At 64.9% G+C, this 24,313-nt stretch carries 23 protein-coding genes; 18 read left to right on the top strand and 5 right to left on the bottom strand.

Going from position 1 to position 24,313, the window contains the following annotated elements:
* Positions 1-130 precede the first annotated feature (130 nt).
* Together QJT82_RS27905 and QJT82_RS27900 are read right to left on the bottom strand one after the other, a co-directional pair.
* Positions 131-502 carry a DUF883 family protein gene (locus tag QJT82_RS27905; protein WP_016842979.1) on the bottom strand — a complete coding sequence of 124 codons (372 nt, stop codon included), beginning with the start codon at positions 500-502 and terminating at the stop codon, positions 131-133.
* A 76-nt stretch (positions 503-578) separates the two neighbouring features.
* Positions 579-1,691 carry an AI-2E family transporter gene (locus QJT82_RS27900; RefSeq protein WP_028342252.1) on the bottom strand — a complete coding sequence of 371 codons (1,113 nt, stop codon included), beginning with the start codon at positions 1,689-1,691 and terminating at the stop codon, positions 579-581.
* A gap of 227 nt (positions 1,692-1,918) precedes the next feature.
* On the opposite strand from QJT82_RS27900, the gene QJT82_RS27895 reads away from it, so the two are divergent.
* The 3 genes from QJT82_RS27895 (at position 1,919) to QJT82_RS27885 (ending at position 3,938) form a co-directional block, all read left to right on the top strand.
* Complete coding sequence (locus QJT82_RS27895) at positions 1,919-2,812, top strand: L,D-transpeptidase (RefSeq protein ID WP_245288795.1); 894 nt, start codon at positions 1,919-1,921, stop codon at positions 2,810-2,812.
* 225 nt (positions 2,813-3,037) lie between these two features.
* The gene (locus QJT82_RS27890; RefSeq protein ID WP_028342251.1) at positions 3,038-3,670 is read left to right on the top strand and encodes a DUF2865 domain-containing protein; all 633 of its coding nucleotides are present in this window, start codon (positions 3,038-3,040) and stop codon (positions 3,668-3,670) included.
* A gap of 112 nt (positions 3,671-3,782) precedes the next feature.
* Complete coding sequence (locus tag QJT82_RS27885; RefSeq protein WP_016842974.1) at positions 3,783-3,938, top strand: Thivi_2564 family membrane protein; 156 nt, start codon at positions 3,783-3,785, stop codon at positions 3,936-3,938.
* 375 nt (positions 3,939-4,313) lie between these two features.
* Here QJT82_RS27885 and QJT82_RS27880 read toward each other — a convergent pair whose 3' ends face one another.
* From QJT82_RS27880 to cysD, 3 genes are all read right to left on the bottom strand, one after another.
* Entirely contained in the window at positions 4,314-6,476 is a 2,163-nt protein-coding gene (locus tag QJT82_RS27880; RefSeq protein ID WP_028342250.1) for a malate synthase G, read from the bottom strand.
* A gap of 146 nt (positions 6,477-6,622) precedes the next feature.
* Positions 6,623-8,542, bottom strand: a complete 1,920-nt coding sequence (gene cysC / locus QJT82_RS27875) for an adenylyl-sulfate kinase (RefSeq protein WP_028342249.1) — start codon at positions 8,540-8,542, stop codon at positions 6,623-6,625.
* Positions 8,543-8,605: 63 nt separating this feature from the next.
* The gene (cysD, locus tag QJT82_RS27870) at positions 8,606-9,400 is read right to left on the bottom strand and encodes a sulfate adenylyltransferase subunit CysD (RefSeq protein ID WP_155258612.1); all 795 of its coding nucleotides are present in this window, start codon (positions 9,398-9,400) and stop codon (positions 8,606-8,608) included.
* Positions 9,401-9,647: 247 nt separating this feature from the next.
* Here cysD and cysG point away from each other — a divergent pair, with 247 nt between their 5' ends.
* From cysG to QJT82_RS27795, 15 genes are all read left to right on the top strand, one after another.
* The gene (gene cysG / locus QJT82_RS27865) at positions 9,648-11,099 is read left to right on the top strand and encodes a siroheme synthase CysG (RefSeq protein ID WP_028342247.1); all 1,452 of its coding nucleotides are present in this window, start codon (positions 9,648-9,650) and stop codon (positions 11,097-11,099) included.
* The gene (locus QJT82_RS27860; protein WP_028334721.1) at positions 11,096-11,413 is read left to right on the top strand and encodes a DUF2849 domain-containing protein; all 318 of its coding nucleotides are present in this window, start codon (positions 11,096-11,098) and stop codon (positions 11,411-11,413) included. Before cysG ends, QJT82_RS27860 begins: the two co-directional genes overlap by 4 nt.
* Positions 11,414-11,425: 12 nt before the next feature.
* Positions 11,426-13,081 carry a nitrite/sulfite reductase gene (locus QJT82_RS27855; protein ID WP_028342246.1) on the top strand — a complete coding sequence of 552 codons (1,656 nt, stop codon included), beginning with the start codon at positions 11,426-11,428 and terminating at the stop codon, positions 13,079-13,081.
* Complete coding sequence (locus tag QJT82_RS27850; protein ID WP_028342245.1) at positions 13,068-13,583, top strand: DUF934 domain-containing protein; 516 nt, start codon at positions 13,068-13,070, stop codon at positions 13,581-13,583. Before QJT82_RS27855 ends, QJT82_RS27850 begins: the two co-directional genes overlap by 14 nt.
* Positions 13,580-14,308: a phosphoadenylyl-sulfate reductase gene (locus QJT82_RS27845; RefSeq protein ID WP_028342244.1), complete on the top strand. Its 729-nt coding sequence runs from the start codon at positions 13,580-13,582 to the stop codon at positions 14,306-14,308. Before QJT82_RS27850 ends, QJT82_RS27845 begins: the two co-directional genes overlap by 4 nt.
* Before the next feature lie 204 nt (positions 14,309-14,512).
* Entirely contained in the window at positions 14,513-15,502 is a 990-nt protein-coding gene (locus QJT82_RS27840; protein ID WP_028342243.1) for a sulfate ABC transporter substrate-binding protein, read from the top strand.
* Positions 15,503-15,552: 50 nt separating this feature from the next.
* Positions 15,553-16,359: a sulfate ABC transporter permease subunit CysT gene (gene cysT / locus QJT82_RS27835; RefSeq protein WP_028342242.1), complete on the top strand. Its 807-nt coding sequence runs from the start codon at positions 15,553-15,555 to the stop codon at positions 16,357-16,359.
* A gap of 14 nt (positions 16,360-16,373) precedes the next feature.
* On the top strand, positions 16,374-17,330 hold the full coding sequence (gene cysW, locus QJT82_RS27830; RefSeq protein ID WP_080686828.1) for a sulfate ABC transporter permease subunit CysW: 957 nt from the start codon (positions 16,374-16,376) through the stop codon (positions 17,328-17,330).
* Complete coding sequence (locus QJT82_RS27825) at positions 17,320-18,369, top strand: sulfate ABC transporter ATP-binding protein (RefSeq protein WP_028342240.1); 1,050 nt, start codon at positions 17,320-17,322, stop codon at positions 18,367-18,369. The genes cysW and QJT82_RS27825 overlap by 11 nt, the downstream gene beginning before the upstream one ends.
* A gap of 304 nt (positions 18,370-18,673) precedes the next feature.
* Positions 18,674-19,171 (top strand): CAP domain-containing protein, encoded by a 498-nt coding sequence (locus tag QJT82_RS27820; RefSeq protein WP_028342239.1) that lies wholly within the window; start codon positions 18,674-18,676, stop codon positions 19,169-19,171.
* A 188-nt stretch (positions 19,172-19,359) separates the two neighbouring features.
* Entirely contained in the window at positions 19,360-20,529 is a 1,170-nt protein-coding gene (locus QJT82_RS27815) for a DUF3734 domain-containing protein (protein ID WP_028342238.1), read from the top strand.
* 12 nt (positions 20,530-20,541) lie between these two features.
* On the top strand, positions 20,542-21,330 hold the full coding sequence (locus QJT82_RS27810) for a 3-hydroxybutyrate dehydrogenase (RefSeq protein ID WP_028342237.1): 789 nt from the start codon (positions 20,542-20,544) through the stop codon (positions 21,328-21,330).
* Between the two features lie 84 nt (positions 21,331-21,414).
* Positions 21,415-21,594 carry a hypothetical protein gene (locus QJT82_RS27805; RefSeq protein WP_196238192.1) on the top strand — a complete coding sequence of 60 codons (180 nt, stop codon included), beginning with the start codon at positions 21,415-21,417 and terminating at the stop codon, positions 21,592-21,594.
* Entirely contained in the window at positions 21,572-22,969 is a 1,398-nt protein-coding gene (locus tag QJT82_RS27800; RefSeq protein ID WP_028342236.1) for an FAD-binding oxidoreductase, read from the top strand. Before QJT82_RS27805 ends, QJT82_RS27800 begins: the two co-directional genes overlap by 23 nt.
* A 23-nt stretch (positions 22,970-22,992) precedes the next feature.
* Positions 22,993-24,174, top strand: a complete 1,182-nt coding sequence (locus tag QJT82_RS27795) for an MFS transporter (RefSeq protein WP_028342235.1) — start codon at positions 22,993-22,995, stop codon at positions 24,172-24,174.
* Positions 24,175-24,313: the final 139 nt, after the last annotated feature.

Raw genomic sequence — 24,313 nt, 5'->3', positions numbered from 1 at the left:
CCCTAAGCCTCGCCCTGAAGAGCGCATCGACAAACGCGGCGGCGGCGCGCCAGCGCCGCCATCGCATCCAGAACGGTGGTTTTCGCATGATCGCCACCATGGGGCTTATCCCCCGGAGACCGCAGATTGCCTAGCGGCGCCAGGTGACGCCGATCAGGAAGCCGAGACCGAGCGCAAGGCCGACCGTCGCCAGCGGCCGCTGCGTGATCATATCTTCCAGCGATTCCTCGATCGAGGATGCGGCATCCTGCGCCGCGCCCATCATCGCGCTGCCGCGCTCCGACATGTCGTCGAGTGTATCTTCCGCACTGGCGCGCGCATCCTTGTAGCGGCGGCGGGCCTGCTTGCCCGCGTTGTTGGCAAACGAGTTCAGCGCGTCGGTGATCTGTTCGGTGAGGGCGGCGATATCGTTTTTCACGGCGGTGACATCCTTTTCGAGGCGTTCGTAGGTCGCTTTGTCCGTCATGTTCTTGATCCCAAATGCGCTGTCCGTGCTCGACATCGAAGGCTCCCGGAGAACTTGCGTGCTGGAACAAAAACGCGCCGCGCGGTGCATGGTTCCCGATGCGAAACCGGGGCTAGTCTTCCGGCAGCTGCGGCGAATTGACCGGCATCAAATGCTCCTTGACGATCAGCGCCACGATCAAGAGCGGCGACGACAGGAAGGCGCCCATCGGACCCCACAGCCAGGTCCAGAACGCCAGCGCCAGAAAGACCGCGAGCGCATTCAGCGACAGCCTCCGTCCGACGATCGTCGGCGTCACGAAATGTCCTTCCAGGAAGGTCACGACCGCAAAACATGCCGGCGCGATCAGCCCGGCGCCGATGGTCGGCGAGGCGATGATGCCGACCACGACCAGCACGACGAACATCGCGACCGGACCGATGATCGGAACGAAGTTCAGCGTCGCGGCGAGCGCACCGAGCCCGGCCGGGGTTGGCATGCCCGTCATCGCGCAGATCGCGCCGGTGACGATGCCGACGCCGACATTGATCATGGTCACCGTCAGCAGATAATTGCCGAGATGGGTCTCGACCTCGTTGAGGATGCGCAGCGTACGCAGCCGCGCCGTGCGTTCGCTGAAGGCCATCACCAGTGCGCGGCGCAGATCCTTCCAGCTTGCGATGAAAAGGATCAGGGTCGCGATGAACAGCAGGAATTCGGCGAAGGTCGGCGACAGGAATTCCAGCGTCGGCTGCACCCACTCGAATTTCGGCAGCTGGAGCGTGGCCAGCGTATCGGAGCCGCCGACCATGGTCTGCAATTCCTGCCACAGCGCGAGCGGCCGGTCGAACACATGCAGCTTCTCCCTCAGGATCGCGCCGAGTTCGGGCAGCCGCGAGCTCCACTCCATCACCGGCGAGGCGATCAGCCCGACCATGAAGCTGACGGCGGCGCCGACCGCGATCACGATGACGACCGCGCCGAGCGCGCGCGGGATCCGATAGCGTTCAAGCATGCTCGCCGCCGGCGACAGCATGGTGCCGACGATGAAAGCCATGGTGATCGGGAGGAAGAAGGCGCGTGCGAGATAGAGCACCGCCACAACGACAATGACCAGCAGGGCGATCAATGCGAAGGCGACGGCCTCGGCGCGGCTGACAACCGGCGGCAGTTCGATCTTGCTGTCGGGGACGGGCGTGCCTTCGGGCGCATTGCCAAGCAGGTCTTCACTCGGAAAGGCGCGCACCGAACTCCTCCCGCGTGAGGACGAACAAACCCGTCGCGTGGTCGCCCCGCGCGCCGAATTGCGCGATGACAACTGATCGCCGCGGAGAAAGTTCCATCGCGGCTTCGTGAGACGTGACGGGTTGACAATCGCGGCTTCGCGACGATTCGCGGCGGAACTGACTCGCGGCCCTGCGCGTTGGCCCGGCATCGCATCACCACGATGCGCATCCCGTCCAGGGGCAGCACATGACACAGCAGCCTGTTTCCAGCCGCCGGCTTGCGTCGCGCGCCGCGCGCACCCTTGCCCGCACTCTCGCCATCGGCAGCGTCCTGTTGGTGACGCCGCTCGTCGTCAGCACGGCGGCCAGCGCCCAGGTCCGCTCTTCCGCGCTCGGCTATGCGTCGACGCAACCGGGCGCATTTCCCGCCGACGAGGTGATGAACGACCCTTCGAGTGGGGCCGGTGAGGACGGCGCGCTGCCGGAGCGGCTGCGCCGGACCACCGTCGCGCTCAACACGACTGAGGCGCCCGGCACCATCATCATCGATACCGGCAACACCGCACTTTATTACGTGCTCGGCGGCGGCCGGGCGATCCGCTACGGCGTCGGCGTCGGCCGCGAAGGCTTCACCTGGGCCGGCGTGCAGAGCATCAGCCGCAAGGCGGAATGGCCGGACTGGCATCCGCCGGCCGAGATGATCAGGCGCCAGCCCTATCTGCCGCGCTTCATGGCCGGTGGCCCGGGCAACCCGCTCGGTGCGCGCGCGATGTATCTCGGCTCCAGCGAATACCGCATCCACGGCACCAACGATCCCTCGACGATCGGCAAGTTCGTCTCGTCCGGCTGCATCCGCCTGACCAATGAAGACGTTTCCGACCTGTTCAGCCGGGTCGATGTCGGCACCAGGGTCGTGGTGCTGCCGAAGAACGCGCCGCACCTCGCCGCGCGCGAGATCGGCCCGACCACGACGCAGATCTCGGTCCGGCCGGGCCGCGGCGCGGCCGCGCCCCGCGGCGATGACGCTGCCTTCCGGGCGTCAGGCGATGAACATCCCGACGGCTTCCTCGTTGTACTAGTGTCTCGAATGCGAAGTTCGCATCATTTGCCGCACCTTCGGAGCGAACTTCGGATTCGATAAGGACACTAGCAAACTTATGATTCTAGTGTGCTTTATGAATGCGAAGTTCGTGAAAGTGGCTGCCGCGAAATCGCACGAACTTCGGATTCGGGACACTAGAGCGTTTTCGAGCGAAGTGGATACCGGTTCGCGTGAAGAAAACGCGTCAGAACAAGAATCGAGAGCCCTGTTCCGATTCAATCGGAACGGGGGGCTCCAGGGATCGGGATTGTACCGAGGTCGGTAATGGTGAAACGGCACGTGAGGCGCTGCGCGTTCGGGACGGCGGCATTGCTCGGCCTGTCCCTTGCGCCCGCAGCGCAAGCTCAGGATTTCTTCTCGCAACTGTTCGGCGGCTTCATGCATGGCCGCCCGCCGGTGATCCGGATGCCGTTCGACGACGGCCCGGCGCCAATGGCGCCGCGGATCGAGCGCCGTCCGCGCTATGACGTCGGCCAGGCCTATTGCGTGCGGACCTGCGACGGCCGCTATTTCCCGCTTGCTGCGACCGGCAACCAGAGCAAGGCGGAAAGCTGCAACAGCTTCTGCCCGGCGAGCGCAACCGAAGTGGTCTATGGCGGCAATATCGACAACGCCGCGACGGAAGACGGCAAGCCGTATTCCGAGCTGCCCAACGCGTTCCGCTACCGCGACGAGCTGGTCTCGGGCTGCACCTGCAACGGCAAGGACTCTGTCGGCCTGGCCGCGGTCAAGATTGAAGACGACCCAACCTTGCGCAAGGGCGACATCGTCGCCGGCAAGGACGGGCTGATGTCGGTGAGCCGTCCGGACCGGCGCGGCGCGCAGCTCAACTTCACGCCGGCGCCGGATCGCATCCGCGCCAAATATGGCCGGCCGGCGGTGGTGGCGCGCGAGTAGCGTCGATCGCACGCGGGCGGCCGCTTTCGGTTCCTGGCGCGGAACCGGCCTGCCTCCTGCACGTTAGCAAAGGGCGAACAGCACATTCACCGATGCCATCAGGGGGCTCCGCATGCTCGTCGGCGTACTCGTCACCTTCCTTGTCGTTATTCTCGTTCTTTATCTCATCAACATGCTGCCGCTCGACGGCCGCGCCAAGCAGATCGCGCGCGCCGTCGTCATCATCATCGGCATCGTCTCGCTGCTGAAGTATCTGGCGGTGTTTTAGCTTCGTCATTGCGAGCGAAGCGGAACCATCCTCATCGTCGTCCCTGCGAAAGCAGGGACCCATACGCCGCGGCGGACTTGTTGAAGGGACTCGTCGTTCCAGCATCGTCCAACAGTTGGCATTTGTGGTTATGGGTCCCTGCTTTCGCAGGGACGACGGGTTGGAGGAGCCGCAGACTCACATCGCGATTTCGGAATAATGGAATAATGCCGCTGATTTGCCCGACGAGTCAAGTTGCCGTGTCCGCCGGCACCTTTGCATGGGGTTGTTTTCGATATTTTGGCCGTGCGCCCTTGCGACGACAGGCTCGCGGCGCCAACAAAAAAGCCCCGGCTCGCACCGGGGCTTTGCTTAGTCGTTGCGATCGCTCGCGGATCAGCCCGCGGCCTTGGCCTCGCGGCGGCGCGCGGTGAGGATGTATTCGGTGTAGCCGTTCGGCTGCGTGCGGCCCTCGAAGATCAGGTCGCAGGCGGCCTTGAAGGCGGTGCCATTGAACGCGGGCGCCATCGGTTTGTAGAGCGAATCGCCGGCGTTCTGCTTGTCGACGACGACAGCCATGCGCTTCAGTGACTCCATCACCTGGTCCCTGGTGATGACGCCCTGATGCAGCCAGTTCGCGAGGTGCTGGCTCGAGATGCGGAGCGTGGCGCGGTCCTCCATCAGGCCGACATCGTGGATGTCGGGCACCTTAGAGCAGCCGACGCCCTGGTCGATCCAGCGCACGACGTAGCCCAGGATGCCCTGGCAGTTGTTGTCGATCTCCTGCTTGACGTCGTCGGGCGCCCAGTTCGACTGCGACACCGGAATGGTGAGGATGTCGGAGAGCTTGGCGCGCGGCCCGCCCTTGGCGAGCTCCTGCTGCCGGGCGATCACGTTGACCTGGTGATAGTGCAGCGCGTGCAGCGTGGCTGCGGTCGGCGACGGCACCCAGGCGGTGGTGGCGCCGGCCTGCGGATGACCGATCTTCTGCGCCAGCATGTCGGCCATCTTGTCGGGCGCGGCCCACATGCCCTTGCCGATCTGGGCATGGCCCGGCAGGCCGTCGATCAGGCCGTTGTCGACGTTCCAGTCCTCATAGGCCTTGATCCACGGCTGCGCCTTCATGTCGTTCTTGCGGATCATCGGACCCGCTTCCATCGAGGTGTGGATCTCGTCGCCGGTACGGTCGAGGAAGCCGGTGTTGATGAACATGATGCGCTTGGAGGCGCGCTGGATGCAGGCCTTGAGGTTGACCGTGGTGCGGCGCTCCTCGTCCATGATGCCGACCTTCAGCGTGTTCTCCGGCAGGCCGAGCATCTTCTCGACCTCGGCGAACAGGTCGCAGGTCAGCGTCACCTCGTCGGGCCCGTGCATCTTCGGCTTGACGATATAGGCCGAGCCGGTGCGGCTGTTCTTGACCTTGGAGTTGCCCTTGAGGTCGTGGATCGCGAGCAGGCCGGCGACCGCGGCATCCAGGATGCCTTCCGGGATTTCCTCACCCTTGGCGTCGAGCACGGCGTCGGTGAACATGTGGTGGCCGACATTGCGCATCAGGAGCAGGCTGCGGCCGTGCAGCTTCAACTCGCTGCCGTCGGGCTTCTTGTAGACGCGGTCGGCATTGAGCGAGCGGGTCAGCGTCTTGCCGCCCTTCTCGAAATCGGCCGATAGCGTGCCGTTCATCAGGCCGAGCGTGTTGCGATAGACCAGCACCTTGTCCGCGGCGTCGACGGCGGCGACCGAGTCTTCCATGTCGAGAATGGTGGAGACCGCCGATTCCAGGATCATGTCGGCGACGCCGGCCGGGTCATCCTTGCCGATCACGTTGTTGCGGTCGATCTTGACCTCGACATGCATGCCGTTGTTGACGAGCAGGATCACCGAAGGCTGGGCGGCGTCGCCCTGATAGCCGGCGAACTGGGCGGCGTTCTTCAGCGCGGTCGAATTGCCGCTCTTCAGCTTGACCGAGAGTTGGCCCGCGATCACGGCATAGGAGGTCACGTCGGTGTGGCTTCCGGTCGCAAGCGGCACGGCGGCATCGAGGAACGCCTTCGCCTTCGCGATCACCTTGTCGCCGCGGGCCTTGTTGTAACCACGGCCAGCCTCGCTCGGATCGTGCGGGATCGCGTCGGTGCCGTAGAACGCGTCGTACAGCGAGCCCCAGCGCGCGTTGGCGGCGTTCAGTGCGTAGCGGGCGTTGGTGAGCGGCACCACCAGCTGCGGGCCGCAGATCTTGCCGATTTCCTCGTCGACATTTGCGGTCTCGACCTTGTGGGTCGCGGGCTCGGGCAGCAGGTAGCCGATGTCCTTGAGGAACGCGGTGTAGGCGTTGATGTCGAACGCCTTGCCCTTGTTGGCGCAATGCCAGTCGTCGATCTTGGCCTGCAGCGTGTCGCGGACCGCGAGCAACTCGCGGTTCTTCGGTCCGAGCTTCTGGATGATGGCGGCAAGTCCGGCCCAGAATGCATCCGGGGCGATCCCGGTTTTCGGTGTCGCCTCCTTGGCGATGAAATCGAACAGGACAGGGGCGATCTTCAATCCATGGGCATCGACACGAGTCATGATGGGCTTTCTCAAAGAAACGGGGCGTTTAGGAGCTGTTTTCGAGAGAAATCAGCAAAAAACGCGCCAAAGGGCCGCGTTCACGGCCCTTTTAGCCCTAAAGTCCCGGCTCTGAGAAGGCCCCCCAGAGGAGGAGGCCATGCCGCCTAGATATTCGCCGCGAGGTCGGTCAGTTCGTCGAACAGGATGCCGGTCGTGGCCAGCATCCGCTCGATCTCGTCGGTGGCATCGCTGACCGAGCGGTTCGAGGTGTCGATGGTCAGTTCATTGCCGGTCGGCGGCTGGTAGTCATTGGTGATGCCGGTGAAAGACGGCAATCCGCCGGAGCGGGCCTTGGCGTAATGGCCCTTGGGGTCGCGGGTCTCGCAGATCTCGGCCGGCGTCGCGACATAGATCTCACGGAACGCGCTGTCGGCGATGCGGCGCGCAGCCGCACGGTCGGCAGCCGCGGGCGACACCGCGGCGACGATGGCGATATGGCCGTTGCGCGCCAGATGGGTCGCGACTTCGGCGAGGCGGCGGATGTTTTCGGCGCGGTCCTGCGGCGAGAAGCCGAGGTCGCCGTTCAGCCCGGCGCGCAGCGTGTCGCCATCGAGCAGAATCGGCGAGCCGCCATTGCCGAACAGGCGCCGCTCCAGCGCCCGCGCCAGGGTCGACTTGCCCGAGCCGGGCAGGCCGGTCAGCCAGATCACCGCGCCGTTGTGATGGTAGCGCGCCGAGCGCTCGTCCGGCCGCAGCGCGGACTCCACCGGCACGATATCGACCGGCACCGCCGGTCGGCCGGCGTCGACCGACAGCACGAGGCCGCCGCCGGCGATGCGGCCGTTGACCTCGATCACGAGGCGGCCGGTGCGCGGATTGTCGGTGTAGGGATCGGTTGCAACCGGCTGCGCCAGCGAGATGTCGATCTCGCCGACATGGTTGCGTGCGATCGCGGTGTTCTCTTCGTTGGACAGCGCGCCGGGATCGATCGCCTTCTCGATCGCGACCACGGTGGCGCGGCTTTCCTTGGTGCCGAGCCGGATCAGGATCTGCTCGCCCTTGGTCAGCGGCTTGTCGTGCAGCCAGAAGATCCGGGCGCGGATGCGGCGGGTGTCGCGCGGGCTCTGCCCGGCATGTCCGATGATGTCGCCGCGCTCGAGGAACAGCTCGCGGTCGAGCGTGATGCCGACCGAGCGCCCGGCGCCCTGCGCGGCGCCTACCGGCGTCACCGGCCAGCTCTCGACGGTCTTGATCTGCGCGATCTTGCCGGTCGGCATGATCACGATCTCGTCGCCGGCCTTCAGGCTGCCGGATTCGATGCGGCCCGCCACGATGCGGCGGTCGTCGAACTTGTAGATCGCCTGCACCGGCAGCCGCAGCGGCAGCTCGGCCAGCGGGCGTGCCGGCTCGAGCGCATCGAGCGCCTCGACCACGGTCGGTCCCTGGTACCAGTCGATCCGCGCCGTGCGCTCGGCGACGCCGTCGCCGTCGCGCGCCGAGATCGGGATCACCGCCGTGGGCGTTACGCCGAGGCCGATCAGATGCGCGGAAATCTCGTCGCTGATCTCCTTGAAGCGATCGGCGCTGAACTCGACGCGGTCCATCTTGTTGACCACGACCGCGACCTGCTTCACGCCGAGCAGATGCAAGAGATAGCCGTGCCGCCTGGTCTGGTCGCGCACGCCTTCGAGCGCATCGATGATCAGCACCGCGCCGTCGGCCTGCGAGGCGCCGGTGATCATGTTGCGCAAGAACTCGGCGTGGCCGGGCGCGTCGATCAGCACGACGTCGCGCGAGCGGGTGCGGAAGCGGATCTGGGTGGTGTCGATGGTGATGCCCTGGTCGCGCTCGGTCTGCAGCGCATCGAGCAGGAACGACCACTCGAACGGCATGCCGCGCCGCGCGCTCACCGCCTTCAGCATTTCCAGCTTGCCGTCCGGCAGGCTGCCGGTCTCATGCAGCAGGCGCCCGACCAGCGTCGACTTGCCGTGATCGACATGGCCGACGATGACGATGCGCACCTGCGGCCGCGTCGTGCCGTTGGGCGTTGCCGAGATCGAGGCGGTAGGAAGGATCATGTTCATCGGAACGCTCGCACGAAGTGGGAAGCCAAGTTGCTTGGAGTCAGGTGTTGCTTCGAGTGTCGATCAGAGATAGCCGGCGACGCGCAGCCGCTCGAACGCATCCTCGGTCTCGTGGTCGAGCGCGCGGCCGGCGCGCTCCGGGACCTTGGTGCCGTCGAGCTCGGTGAGGATCTCGTCGATGTTGGAGGCGGTGGAGGCGACCGGGAAGGTGATGTCGGCATCACCCAGCGAGCGGTAGCGCTTGCCGTCCTTGGCGAGATAGAGCGGGATGATCGGAATGCCTTCGCGCTTGGTGTAGGCCCAGATGTCGGCCTCGGTCCAATGCAGGATCGGATGGATGCGCAAATGCGCGCCCGGCGGCGGCGAGGCGTTGAACTGGTCCCAGAACTCCGGCGGCTGGTCGCGGACGTCCCATTCGCCTTCGAGGCCGCGCGGCGAGAACACACGCTCCTTGGCGCGCGTCGCCTCTTCGTCGCGGCGGATGCCGGCGATCAGTCCGTCAAAGCCGAATTTGTTGAGTGCGAGCTTCAACCCCTCGGTCTTGCGCGCGGCGGAACGCGCGGCCGGCGGCAGGGTCGGGTCGACGCTGTCGATCGGCGGGCAGGGCTCGACGCGCAGGTCGAGGTCCCATTCCTTTCCGAAGCGATCGCGGAACGCATACATCTCCGGAAATTTCTTGCCGGTGTCGACATGCAGTGCGGGGAACGGGACGCGGCCGAAGAACGCCTTGCGCGCCAGCCAGATCATCACGTTGGAATCCTTGCCGAGCGACCACAGCAGCGCGAGCTTCTTCAGCCGGGCGAACGCCTCGCGCAAAATGTAGATGCTCTGCGCCTCCAGCTCGTCGAGATGATCCATCGACGGCGGTGCCTGATTGGCAGGAATCCCCGGCACGGAAGATGCATTGCTAAGGGCTGCGGACCGCGTCCTGGCGGCGACGGATTTGTTGTCGAGAAGATGCATCTCTTGGCCTTGGCCTGTGGAGTTGAAAATTCTAAAGTTGCGCTGCAATAGAGAAGAAATAATTTTCTCTTTGCTGGGCTTGATCGAGAGATAAATAGAAAATAATTTCAGTCAACCCCCAAATTGGGGAAGCGAGTGTCTGATGCGATATCTGCCGGTGTTTCTGGATCTGCAAAGCGGCAAGGTGCTGCTCGTTGGAGCGGGCGACCTCGCGCGCGCCAAGCTGCGGCTGCTCGCAGCCGCCGGCGCCGCAGTGCGCTGGTACGCAACCGACGGCGATCATGACATTGCCGGTCTCACGGCGGAGGACGCCGCGCGGATCGAGCGCGCCGAAGGCGATCCGCTCGCCGCCGATCTCTCCGATGTCATCGCCGTCCTCTGTGCCGGCGCAGGCGAGGTCGGTGTTGCGATGTCGGTACGCGCCAAAGCGATCGGCCTGCCGGTCAACGTGATGGACGACCTCGTACACTCCACCTTCATCATGCCGGCGATCGTCGATCGCGGCGATGTCGTGGTCGCGGTCGGCACCGGCGGTACGTCGCCGGTGGTGGCGCGCCGCATCCGCGAGAAGATCGAGGCGGTGCTGCCGGCGCGGATCGGCGATCTCGCCGGCTTCATTGGCGGCGTCCGCAAATCGATCCACGCCCGCATCGAAGAGTTTCCGCTGCGCCGCCGCTTCTGGGAGCGCATCGTCGACGGCCCGATCGGCGCGCTGGTGCTGGCCGGCCGCAAGGACGAGGCCGAGCGGGCGCTGAACGCGATCACCGATCCCGTCGCATTCGCCGGCGCGAGCGCGGAAGGCAAAGCCATCGGTCATGTGACGCTGGTCGGCGCCGGTCCCGGCGATTCGGATCTGCTCACGGTGAAGGCGTTGCGCGCGCTGCAGGATGCCGACGTCGTGTTCTATGACGAGTTGGTGTCGCCGGAAATTCTCGACCGCATCCGGCGTGATGCCACGCGGATCCCGGTCGGCCGCCGTGTCGGCAAGCCCGGCATCGGCCAGGACGCCATCAATGCATTGATGATCGAGGCGGCGCAGTCCGGCCAGCGCGCGGTGCGGCTGAAGGGCGGCGATCCCTTTATCTTCGGCCGCGGCGGCGAGGAGATCGAGGCGCTGCGCGACGCCGGCGTCGCTTACTCAATCATTCCGGGCGTCTCGGCCGGTCTGGGCGCGGCCGCGCAATTCGAAGTGCCGCTGACCTTCAGGCACGAGGCGCTGCGCATCACCTTCCTCACCGCGCACAAGGCGCGCGATGCCGAGGTCGTCGACTGGTCGGTGCTGACAGACAAGAAGATGACCGTCGTCGTCTATATGGGCATGACCGCGGCGCCTTCGATCCGTGAAGGCATGCTTGCCGCGGGCCGCTCACCGGAGACGCCGGTCGGCGTGTTCGCGCGCGTGACCCGGCCGGATGCCAAGGCCGCGGTCGGCACGCTGGCGCGGCTGCCCGAACTCGTCAAACAGGTCGATGGCGGTCCCGCCATTCTCATCATCGGCGACGTGGTTGCGCATTCCGCGCCGTGGAGCCGGTCCAACGTCACCCAACTCTTCTCCAACCAGATGTTCTCCGAACTGCTGAAAGCTGCCGAATGACCTCTCCGCTTGAACAGAAGAAAATCAGGATCACGGGCCCCTCGGTGGTGACCGCCAACCGCACCTGGGATGGTGCCGTGGTGTACCGAACCGCCAAGCAAGGCTGGTCCACCGAACTGTCCGATTCCGCCGTCGTCAGCACCTCCGACGACGCACGCGCGCTTTTGGCCGAAGCCACCGCCGACGATGTCGGCGCGGTCGGCCCCTACATCGCGCCGGTCGAGCTCAAGGACGGCGGCAAGCTCAAGCCGGGCAATCTTCGCGAACACATCCGCGCCAAGGGCGTCACGATCGATCTTCAGGTGCCGGCGTAAGGCTCATCCATCATGTATGCATATGACGAACTCGACCGCACGCTGATCAACGAGCGTGTTTCGGAATTCCGCGACCAGGTGAAGCGCCGCCTTTCCGGCGAGCTCACGGAGGACGAATTCAAGATCCTGCGCTTGCAGAACGGCGTGTATTTGCAGCTGCACGCCTACATGTTCCGCGTCGCGATCCCCTACGGCACGCTGTCGTCGAAGCAACTGCGCCGGCTCGCCCATGTGGCGCGCCGCTACGATCGCGGCTACGGCCACTTCACCACGCGGCAGAACATCCAGTTCAACTGGATTAAGCTCGCCGAGCTGCCCGACGCGCTGGCCGATCTTGCGGAAGTCGGCATCCATGCGATGCAGACCTCCGGCAACAACATGCGCAACGTCACCTCGGACCAGTGGGCCGGCGTCGCGCCGGGCGAGATCGAGGATCCGCGGATCTGGTCGGAGCTGATCCGCCAGCACACCACGCTGCATCCGGAATTCTCGTTCCTGCCGCGCAAGTTCAAGATCGCGATCACCGCCGCCGAGCACGATCGCGCCGCGATCAAGATCCACGACATCGGGCTGCGCCTGCACAAGAATGCCGACGGCGAGACCGGCTTCGAGGTGCTGGTCGGCGGCGGCCTCGGCCGCACCCCGTTCATCGCCAAGACCATCAAGCCGTTCGTTTCGGGCCGCGATATCCTGAGCTACATCGAGGCGATCCTGCGCGTCTACAACCAGTACGGCCGCCGCGACAACATCTACAAGGCGCGCATCAAGATCCTGGTGCACGAGCTCGGCATCGAGAAGTTCGCCAAGGAAGTCGAGGAGGAGTGGAAGGCGATGGGCGATGTCGGGCTGACGCTCGATCACGCCGCCATCGAGGAGGTGCGTTCGCGCTTCTCCTATCCGCCTTACGAGAAGCTGCCGCACATGCCGGACGAGCTGAAGCAGGCCGCGCATGACAAGCTGTTCGAGCGCTGGCGCAAGAACTCGGTCGCGCCGCACAAGGTGCAGGGCTATTCGATCGTGACGCTGTCGCTGAAGCCGGTCGGTGGCCCTCCGGGCGATGCCACCGCCGAGCAGATGGACGCGGTCGCCGATCTCGCCGACAAATATTCGTTCGGCGAGATCCGCGTCGGCCACGAGCAGAACCTGGCGCTGCCGCACGTCGCCAAGCGCGACCTGCCGCAGCTGTTCAAGGCGCTCGACCGCCTCGGCCTCGCGACGCCGAACGTCAACCTCGTCACCGATATCATCGCCTGCCCCGGGCTGGATTACTGCTCGCTGGCCAACGCGCGCTCGATCCCGATCGCGCAGGAGCTGACGCGGCGCTTCGCCAACCACGACACCGCGGACCTGATCGGGCGGCTGCACATCAACATCTCCGGCTGCATCAATGCCTGCGGCCATCACCATGTCGGCCACATCGGCATTCTCGGCGTCGAGAAGAACGGCGAGGAATTCTACCAGATCACGATCGGCGGCCGCGCCGACGAGAACGCGCAGTTGGGCACCTTGATCGGCCCGGCCGTTCCCTATGCGGAAGTCGCCGACGTGATCGAAGACATTGTCGAAGCCTATCTCGCGCTGCGCGACCGTCCCGAGGAATTGTTCGTCGATACGGTGAAGCGTCTGGGCGTCGAGCCTATCAGGGAGCGGGTCTATGCCACTCGTTAAGCAGGGAAGAATCACCACCGATCTGTTCGTGCATGTCGCCGACGGCGCCGAGTTGCCGGGCGACGGCGCGGTGCTGGTGAGCGCCGAGCGCTTTCTCGCCGATCCGGAGGCGCTGCTGCGCCGTCCCGGCAAGCTAGGGGTGATCTGGCCGAACAACCGCAACCTCGACGATCTCGTGCCGCATCTCGACCGGCTGGCTTCGGTCGCGCTGGTGTTTCCGACTTTCCGCGACGGCCGCGCCTACAGCCAGGCCCGTCTGCTGCGCGAGCGTTACGGCTATGACGGCGAGCTGCGCGCCACCGGCCAGATCCTGCGCGACCAGTTCGTGTTCATGACGCGCGCCGGCTTCGACGCCTTCGAGGTGAAGAAGGATGCCGATGCCGACGCGTTTGCCGCGACCATGAAGCGCTATTCGGTGTTCTACCAGCCGACCGGCGACGGCCGCGTCACCGCACTCAACCGCCGCACGCAGCTGCGTCACTCGGAGAGCGCCGGCCAGTGAGCACGCTTGCACCAGAGCTCGCAGTGGCGCCGGCCGCATTGCCCGCGGCCGATGCGCTCGATCGCGCGCTGCGCACGGCATCACCCGCCGAGGTGATCGCGGCCGCGGTCAAGACGCTCGGCCGCGAGAAGGTGGCGCTGGTGTCGTCGTTCGGCACCGAGTCCGCCGCGCTGCTCAAGGTGATGGCGGACGTCGATCCGGCGATCCCGGTTGTGTTTCTCGATACCGGCTGGCTGTTCGAGGAGACGCTGGCCTATCGTGACACTTTGATAGCCACGCTCGGCCTCACCGATGTGCGTTCGATCAAGCCCGATGAGGAAGCGCTGTCGCGACAGGATCCGGACCGCGAATTGTGGTTCACCGATCCCGACGCATGCTGCCGCATCCGCAAGGTCGAGCCGCTGGCGCGCGCGCTGAAGCCGTTCGCCGGCTGGATCAACGGCCGCAAGCGTTTCCAGGGCGGTGCCCGCGCCGACATCCCGGTTGTCGAGGATGACGGCGTCAGGCTGAAATTCAATCCGTTCGCCAATGTCTCCCGCGAGGAGATCGAGGCGATCTACACGCTCGGCAAGCTGCCGCCGCATCCACTTGTCGCATCGGGATATCAGTCGGTCGGGTGTATGCCTTGCAGCAGCCGGTCCGCTGCCGGCGAGGATGCGCGCGACGGCCGCTGGCGCGGCCGGGCCAAGACGGAATGCGGCATCCATACAATGAAGATGTCATAGGGCATGGAGCAGGGCGCTCGATCGCGATGACGGTTCATCGCGATTTGGCGACGCGACAAAGCCTTCGCAGTGCGGCGACTTCGTAGCACAAGCGCGCTGCGCCGCCGAAAACAAAGAAAACCGGTTTCGTTGACTTAAGACCACTTCGCCGTGAGTTATGTCTTGCGTGTTCCCTGACATTTCTCAGGTTGAATGGAGACAGAAATGATCCGTCGTATCCTGCCGCTGGTCGCGGGACTGTTGTGGGCGAGCTCGGCCTTTGCGGCCGACTATTCGCTGCTGAACGTGTCCTACGATCCGACGCGCGAGCTCTATGTCGATTTCAACAAGGCGTTCGCCGCGGCCTATCAGAAGGAAACCGGCAAGAGCGTCGAGATCAAGCAGTCGCATGGCGGCTCGGGTTCGCAGGCGCGCTCGGTGATCGACGGATTGCAGGCCGATGTCGTCACGCTGGCGCTTGCCTATGACATCGATGCGATCGCGGGCAAGGGCCTGATCGCCGCCGACTGGCAGAAGCGGCTGCCGCTCAATGCCTCGCCCTACACCTCGACCATCGTGTTCCTGGTGCGCAAGGGCAATCCCAAGGGCATCAAGGATTGGGACGATTTGATCAAGCCCGGCGTCAGCGTCATCACGCCGAACCCGAAGACCTCGGGCGGCGCGCGCTGGAATTATCTCGCCGCCTGGGGCTATGCGCAGAAGAAGTTCGGCTCGGCCGACAAGGCGAAGAAATTCGTCGCCGACCTCTATCAGAACGTGCCGGTGCTCGACACCGGCGCGCGCGGCTCGACCGTGACCTTCGTCGAACGCGGCGTCGGCGACGTGCTGCTGGCGTGGGAGAACGAAGCCTTTCTGGCGCTGCGCGAATTCGGCGCGGACAAGTTCGAGATCGTGGCCCCGGCGCAGTCGATCCTCGCCGAGCCGCCGGTCGCCGTCGTCGACAAGGTGACCGACAAGAAGGGCACCCGGGCGGTCGCCGAAGCCTATCTGAAGTACTGGTACACCAAGGAAGGTCAGGAGATCGCCGCGCGCAACTCCTACCGGCCGCGCGATCCCGAGATCGCCAAGGAGTACGAAAAATCCTTCGCCAAGGTTGAACTTTTCACCATCGACGACGTTTTTGGTGGTTGGACCAAGGCGCAGAAGGAGCACTTCGCCGAGGGCGGCATCTTCGATCAGATTTACAAGAACTGATCGGATTATCAGGGGGATATGTGAGCACAGCGGTTGCACGGCGCAGTACCCTGCCGGGGTTCGGTCTCACGATGGGACTGACCCTGACATGGCTCTCCGTCATCATCCTGATTCCGCTGGCCGCGCTGTTCCTCAAGACGTTCGAGCTCAGCCTCGACCAGTTCTGGGGCATCATCACCAGCCGCCGCACCCTGAACGCGCTGAAGATTTCGTTTGGGCTTTCGTTTGCGGCCGCTTGCGTCAACCTGGTGATGGGCACCATCATCGTCTGGGCGCTGGTGCGCTACCGCTTTCCGGGCCGGCGGCTGTTCGACGCCATCGTCGATATTCCCTTTGCCTTGCCGACGGCGGTCGCCGGCGTCGCGCTGACGCAGCTGTTCGCCCAGAAGGGCTGGCTCGGCGCGCCGCTCGCCGAGCTCGGCATCAAGGTCGCGTTCACGCCGATCGGCATCTTCATCGCGATGATCTTCATCGGCATTCCGTTCGTGGTGCGCACGGTGCAGCCGGTGCTGATCGATCTCGATCCCGAGATCGAGGAGGCGGCGGCGAGCCTGGGCGCCAATCGCTGGCACACCGTGTTTCGCGTCATCCTGCCGAGTTTGATCCCGGCGCTGCTCACCGGCTTCGCGCTGGCCTTCGCCCGCGCCATCGGTGAATACGGCTCGGTGATCTTCATCGCGGGCAATCTGCCCAATGTCTCCGAGATCGCGCCGCTGTTGATCGTGATCCGGCTGTCCGAATTCCGCTATGCCGATGCCACCGCGATCGCGGTCGTGATGCTGGTGGCCTCGTTCCTGATCATCTTCCTGATCAACCGGCTGCAGCGCTGGGCGCAAGCCCGCATCCCCGTGCATTGAGGCTCAAGATGTCGATGCAGACGGGATTGGTGACCTCGACCACGCAGCTGCGGACCTACGCACCCGCGACCGATGTCAGCGTGGCGGCGCCGGCGCCGCGGCTCGAGATCGCGCGCGCGGAGCCGGGGACGGCGCAGCGCAATTTGCGCACCGAGCCCGGCCCGGTCCGCTTCATCATCATCGCGCTGGCGATCGCCTTCCTCAGCATCTTCGTCGTGCTGCCGCTGGTCGTGGTGTTTGCGTCGGCCTTCTCGAAGGGGATCGGCGCGTATCTTGCGGCGCTGGCGGAGCCCGAGGCGCTCGCCGCGATCAAGCTGACGCTCTTGATCGCCGCGATCTCGGTCACGCTCAACCTCGTGTTCGGCGTGATCGCGGCCTGGGCGATCTCGAAGTTCGAGTTCACCGGCAAGACCTTCCTGATCACTCTGATCGACCTGCCGTTCTCGGTCTCACCGGTGATTTCGGGCCTGGTCTTCGTGCTGCTGTTCGGTGCGCAGGGCTATTTCGGGCCGTGGCTGCAGGCGCATAACGTCCACATCCTGTTCGCGGTGCCCGGCATCGCGCTGGCGACGATCTTCGTCACTTTCCCCTTCGTGGCGCGCGCGCTGATCCCGCTGATGCAGGAGCAGGGCACCCAGGAAGAGGAGGCGGCGATCTCGCTCGGCGCCTCCGGCCTGCAGACCTTCTTCCGCGTCACGCTGCCCAACATCAAATGGGGCCTGCTGTACGGCGTCCTGCTCTGCAACGCGCGCGCGATGGGCGAATTCGGCGCGGTGTCGGTCGTGTCCGGCCACATCCGCGGTGAGACCAACACGATGCCGCTCTTGGTCGAAATTCTCTACAACGAATACCAGTTCGTCGCCTCGTTCGCGATCGCGTCGCTGCTCGCGATGCTGGCACTGATCACCCTGGTGGCGAAAACCGTTCTCGAGCGGCGGCTTGACGAGGCAGAGGTGCCCGATGGCGATTGAAGTCAAGAATATCGTAAAGACGTTTGGCAGCTTTGCCGCGCTCGACAATGTCGATCTCAAGGTCGCCGACGGCGAGTTGCTGGCTCTGCTCGGTCCGTCGGGTTCCGGCAAGACGACGCTGCTGCGCATCATCGCAGGCCTGGACTGGCCTGACTCGGGCGAGGTCGCGATCGACGGCGAGAATGCGCTCTCGCGCGGCGCCAGCGAGCGCCAGGTCGGCTTTGTGTTCCAGCACTACGCGCTGTTCCGCCACATGACGGTGTTCGAGAACGTCGCCTTCGGCCTGCGCGTGCAGCCGCGCGCGATCCGCAAGGACGAGGCGACGATCCGCGCTCGCGTCAAGGAGTTGCTCGACCTGGTGCAGCTCGATTGGCTGGCCAACCGCTATCCCAGCCAATTGTCCGGCGGCCAGCGCCAGCGCATCGCGCTGGCGCGCGCGCTCGCGATCGAGCCGCGGATCCTCTTGCTCGACGAGCCGTTCGGCGCGCTCGATGCCAAGGTGCGCAAGGAGCTCAGGCAATGGCTGCGCTCGCTGCACAACGAGATCCACGTCACCTCGATCTTCGTCACTCATGACCAGGAAGAAGCGCTCGAAGTCGCCAACCGCGTCGTGGTGATGGACAAGGGCAAGATCGAGCAGATCGGCTCGCCCGGCGAGGTCTATGACAATCCGGCGACCGCCTTCGTGCACGGCTTCATCGGCGAATCCATCGTGCTGCCGGTCGACGTTGCCGGCGATGCGGTGCGGCTGGACGGCCGTCCTCTGAACATTCCGGCGCTCGGCGCGGCATCGGGCGCGGCAAAACTGTTCGTCCGCCGCCACGACATGGCGGTCGGCCCGGCTGGAACCGGCGCCCTGGAAGGCGCCATCCGGCATGTCCGTTCGTTCGGTCCGATCCAGCGCGCCGAGGTGGCCCTGTCGGGGAGCGAGGGCAAGACCGTGATCGAGATCGACGCCCCCCGCGACCGCGAGCTCCAGGCCGGCGAAATCGTCTCCCTGCAGCCCCGCCGCTACCGGATCTTTGCCGCCCAGGAGTAGGGGCCGTAGCCCCTGCGTGAAGTGCCCGTAGCCCGGATGAAGCGCAGCGAAATCCGGGGCTTCGTTCCGCGGATGGGCTGTCCCGGATTACGCTTCGCTTCATCCGGGCTACCAGGCCAACAATCTCACCTGTCATTCCGGGACGGTCCGCAGCATCGAACCCGGAATCTCGAGATTCCGGGTTCGATGCTACCGCATCGCCCCGGAATGACGGCGTTTTGTGTGGCCAAAAGTTAGCCCCTGTTCACCATTCAGCCACGGTTGGTATGCAACAACGGCGGGCCAACCTTGGGGGTTCTCAAAAGTGAAACGGACGACGGTCGCCCTGTTCGGGCTTCTGGTGCTTGCCGGCTGCGCCGCCGACACCAAACTCCCGGAAGAACCGACCATGTATCTCAACATGGCACAGCCCGGCGCGGTGCTGGACAGCCAGGCCGCCGCGATCATGTTCTCGCAGTACCGCCAGAACAATGGGCTTGGTACCGTGGTGGTGGATCCGGACCTGACCAAGCTCGCCGAGCAGCAATCGCAGGCGATGGCCGCCCGCAACAAGATGGACCACGACGTGAAGGCCCCGCTCGGCAAGCGGCTGCAGGCCGGGGGCTATCCTGCGACGGTGGCGGTCGAGAACATCTCGGCCGGCTATCACACGCTTGCGGAAGCCTTTTCGGGCTGGCGCGATTCACCGCCGCACAAGGCCAATATGCTGAAGGGCGGTGTCACAAAAATGGGCATCGCGGCGGTCTATGCACCCAACACCAAGTACAAGGTGTTCTGGACGCTCATTTTGGCGGCAACCTGATCTCGATAAATTCCGCGTGATCTGGAGCATGATCCGGAAAAGTGTGAGGCGGTTTTCCCTGCGACAAACGCGAAGCGTTTGCGCGGAGATCATGCTCAAACAAAAGAGCCCCGCATCTCGTTGATTGACGCCGCGGCGAACAGCCGCCACGGTACGCCTCAAGTCATTTCCTGACCCAACGGTTACGCATGGATACTTCGGATTCCGCGCCGGCCTCGACGCCCGCGCAAGCGCAGCGCGTGCTGGTTCTTCAGGGCGGCGGCGCGCTCGGCTCCTATCAGGCCGGCGCCTTTCAGGCGCTCTGCCACGCAGGCTTCGAGCCGGAATGGATCGCCGGCATCTCGATCGGCGCCATCAACGCCGCGATCATCGCCGGCAACGAGCCGGCCGAGCGCGTGCCGCGGCTGAAGGAATTCTGGGAGATGGTGTCGGCGCCGGTGCCGTGGAATCCGGTCTCGAAGCATGAACGCGCCCGCTCGCTGTTCAACGAGACCAGCGCCGCCATCATCGCGACCTTCGGCGTGCCCGGCTTCTTCACGCCGCGGATTCCGCCGGCGCCGCTGTGGCCGCCCGGCAGCTCGCAATCGCTGAGCTATTACGACACCGCGCCCCTGAAGAAGACGCTGGAGCGCCTGGTTGATTTCGACCGCATCAACGACCTGAAGACGCGCCTGTCGGTCGGCGCGGTCAGCGTCACCTCGGGCAATTTCCGCTATTTCGACAATTACGAGTTCAGGAAGCTCGGCAAGAAGATCGGCCCCGAGCACATCATGGCCTCGGGCGCGCTGCCGCCGGGCTTTCCGTCCGTCGTGATCGAGGGCGAGCATTACTGGGACGGCGGCATCGCCTCCAACACCCCGCTCGACTTCGTGCTCGACGAGGAGACCAGCCGCGATCTCCTGATCTTCCAGGTCGATCTGTTCAGCGCGCGCGGGCCGTTGCCGGAGACGCTGCTGGAGGCCGCCGAGCGCGAGAAGGACATCCGCTATTCCAGCCGGACGCGGATGAACACCGACAAGAACAGGCAGATCCACAACGCCCGCATGGCGGTGCGCGACCTGATCGGCAAGCTGCCCGATTACCTGAAGAACGATCCGTCGGTCGAGCTGCTGCGCAAGGCGTCCAAGGAGAACACCGTCACGGTGGTTCACCTGATCTACAAGAGCAAGAACTACGAGAACTCCTCGAAGGACTACGACTTCTCCCATGTTGCGATGGTCGAGCACTGGGGCGCGGGCGTCCGCGACGTGCATTTGTCGATGCGTCACAAAGAATGGCTAGAACGGCCGCAGTCCGGGGAAACCATGGTGACTTACGATCTCACGGGGGATGAACCCACACCCCCCGCAAGCAAATAGGAGCGACCGATAATGGGTACGTTGACAGGCAAGACCGCCGTTGTGACCGGCTCGACCAGCGGCATCGGATTGGCGATCGCGCGCGCCTTCGCGGGTGCCGGCGCCAATATCGTTCTCAACGGCATGGGCGTTCCGGCCGATATCGAGAAGGAGCGTTCCGGCATCGAGACCGACTTCAAGGTCAAGGCCGTGCATTCGCCGGCCGACATGACCAAGCCGGCCGAGATCGCCGACATGATTGCGCTCGGCGAGAAGACCTTTGGTTCGGTCGATGTCCTGGTCAACAATGCCGGCATCCAGTTCGTGTCGCCGATCGAGGAATTCCCGCCGGAGAAGTGGGAAGCGATCATCGCGATCAATCTGTCGTCGGCGTTCTACGGCATCCGCGCCGCGGTGCCCGGCATGAAGAAGCGCGGCTGGGGCCGCATCATCAACACCGCCTCGGCGCACTCGCTGGTCGCTTCGCCCTTCAAGTCGGCCTATGTCTCGGCCAAGCACGGCATTGCCGGCCTCACCAAGACGGTGGCGCTGGAGCTCGCGCAGCACAAGATCACCTGCAACTGCATCAGCCCGGGTTATGTCTGGACCCCGCTGGTTGAGCACCAGATTCCGGAGACCATGAAGGCGCGCAACATGACCAAGGAGCAGGTCATCAAGGACGTGCTGCTCGCCGCGCAGCCGACCAAGGAGTTCGTGACTTCGGATCAAGTTGCAGCGCTTGCGCTGTTCCTGTGCAGCGACGACGCCGCGCAGATCACCGGCTCCAACTACTCGATCGACGGCGGCTGGACCGCGGAGTAATTTTCCGGCGCGATTTGGCGGCCTCAGAACAAGCCGGCCCTGATTGGATCAGGGCCGGCTTTTGTTTTGAGGCCGCGAGCCAGGGTGGACGACATCGCAGGCCGTGCGCATGTCGGCGTCGCCGCCATCGCCTGGAGCCATCCCTTTCGGCAAATTTTCGCAACTTTTTCCGATCGGATTCAGGACGATTTGGCACGCCGTGAGATGATGGCATGGGCATTCGTGGCGAGGAGCAAATCGGATGGAGCAGCGGCAGCCATATGACGAGGTGATGGGCAAATCGCATTCCGAGCTTCGGCCCACCTCCCAGCTACGGCTCAAGGGCCAGGTGGTCCTCGCCGGGAGCGCCGGTTACGACGAGGCGCGCAGGGTCTGGAACGGCGCCGTCGACAGGCGGCCGGCCATGATCGCCTACTGCACGGATACCCGGGACGTGGTCGAGGCGGTGACGTTCGCGCGGTCCCGCACGTTCCCGGTGGCCGTTCGCAGCGGAGGCCACAATGTCGCCGGCCTCTCGGTCTGTGACGGCGGCATGGTCATCGACCTGTCGCGGATGAAACGCATCGATGTTGATCCGGTCCGGCGCACCGCGCGCGCGGAGGCCGGCCTCGATCTCGGCGAATTCGATCGGGCCACGCAGGCGCACGGCCTCGCGACCACGATGGGGGTCAACAGCGACACCGGCATCGCCGGGCTGACGCTTGGCGGCGGCTTCGGCAAGCTCGGGCGAAAATACGGGTTGACCTGCGACAACCTGATTGCCGCCGAGGTGGTGACAGCCGAGGGACAGGTCTTGAGGGCCAGCGCGACCGAACACCCCGACCTGCTCTGGGGCTTGAGAGGCGGCGGCGGCAATTTCGGCATCGTGACCGCGTTCGAATACCAGTTGCATCCGATCGGCACGTCGTTGCCCGTCGCGTCAACGCTTTATCCCTACGATCAGGCGCGTGAGGCCATGCAGTTCTACGATGCATTCGCCCGAAACGCTGCCGACGAGGTCAACGTCGATGCGGCTCTTGTGACGCTGCCGTCGGGCGACCGGTTCTTCAACATCTCCGGTTGCTACGTCGGCTCGCATCATGACGGTGAGCGCGCGCTTTCGCCGATCGTCAAGTTCGGCTCGCCCGTCGAGACGCGCCTCGCAACCGTCCCCTATCTTGAGATTCAGTCGGGTGGCGATGCCCTGTTTCCGCGGGGACGCCGCTATTACTGGAAGGCGCAGTTCCTGCGCGAGATCGGTGCGGGCGCGATCGACGCGCTGCTCGACGCCTATGCGAGAGCTCCCAACACCTCATCCTTGCTGGTCCTCCAGCATGTTGGCGGCGCAATTGCACGGGTTCCGGTATCGAACTCGCCCTACGCGAACCGCGATGCGGCGTTCGACTGCTTTCCCGTGGCGATCTGGGACGATCCGGCCGGTGACGAGGCGAACATGCGTTGGGCGCGCGAGCTGTGGAGTGCCGTCAGGCCCTATTCGACCGGCGGTGTCTATGCCAACAACCTGGGGGACGAGGGCGACGACCGGGTGCGCGACGCCTATGGCGAGAACTATGCCCGGCTGGCCGCGCTCAAAGCCAAATACGATCCGACCAATTTCTTCCGCCTGAACCAGAATATCAGGCCGACGACACAATCATGATCACTGGAACTGGAGGAAACCAGATGCGCAGCCGCTGGACCATGCTTGCGGTCCTGTTCGTCGCTCGTGCCACCATCGCCTTTCAGTTTCAGAGCGTCGCGGCCATCGCGCCGCAGCTCAGCCAGGGTCTGGGCGCGAGCCTGGCCGATATCGGCGTTCTGATCGGGCTCTACTTTGCGCCGGGCGCCTTGCTTGCCTTGCCTGGCGGCGCGATCGGCCGTCGCTATGGCGACAAGGTGGTGGTCCTTGCCGGTCTCCTGATGATGCTGGCGGGCGAACTGCTGATGACCACGTCAACGTCGTGGAGCGTGCAGATCGCGGGCCGACTGACTGCCGGCATCGGTGGCGTGCTCCTGAACGTTCTGATGACCAAGATGGTGGCGGACTGGTTTGCCGGCCGGGAAATCGCCACCGCGATGGCCATTTTCATCAACTCATGGCCGGCCGGCATCGCAGTCGCTCTCATGCTGTTGCCGGCAATCGGAGCCACGCTCGGGCTCCATGCCGTCAATCTTGCCGTCGCTGCGGTGATCCTGGTCGGTCTCGGCGTCATCGCTCTGGTTTATCGCGCGCCGGATGCGGCCGTCGCGGTTGAAGGCGAGCGCAGCAGCCTGACCGCCGACACGGTCTGCGCCGTGATTGCCGCCGGCCTGATCTGGTGCCTCTACAACATCGGTTTTGCGATGATCTTCAGTTTCGGTCCGTCGATGCTCGTCGAGCAAGGCTGGTCCGGCGCCGCGGCCGGATCAACCATCAGTATCGTGCTCTGGCTCGCCGCCCTTTCGGTGCCGTTGGGCGGCTTCCTCGCCGATCGGACCAGGCGCGGCGAGGTCATCCTGGTCACGGGCTGCATCGCCTTCGCGCTCCTGACACTGCTCCTGTCGCGCAGCGACACGGTGCTTCCCGTCGTCATTGCTCTTGGAATCCTCTGCGGCCTGCCTGCCGGTGCGATCATGAGCCTGCCTGCGCGTGTGCTCGAGCAGAAGACGCGGCCGATCGGAATGGGAATTTTCTACACCGTCTTCTACGCCGGCATGCTGGCGGGACCTGCGATCGGGGGAAAGCTCTCCACCTCGGTCGGCTCCGCCAGCGCAGCGCTCGACTTCGGCGCCGCCGTGCTCCTGGCTTGCCCGGCCGTGCTGTGGTTCTTCCGCCGCATGGTTGCCGGCCACGATTGGCAGCAGGCGGACATCAGGCGCGCCTGACAGGCGCAAGGCTGAACGCGGTCAGGCAGGTTTTCCAGTCCGGCGGCGGTCATGCCATCGCATTAAAGCGTGATGGCATTAAGTTCGATAGCCTGAATTTTTGAGGTAGTTGGCACATTCCTCGGAGGTGAAGGCGTCG

Source organism: Bradyrhizobium sp. Mp19, from assembly GCF_029952935.1.
Lineage (GTDB): Bacteria > Pseudomonadota > Alphaproteobacteria > Rhizobiales > Xanthobacteraceae > Bradyrhizobium > Bradyrhizobium elkanii.
The sequence above is the reverse complement of the archived record's forward strand: the minus strand, read 5'-3'. Positions and strand labels throughout refer to the sequence as shown.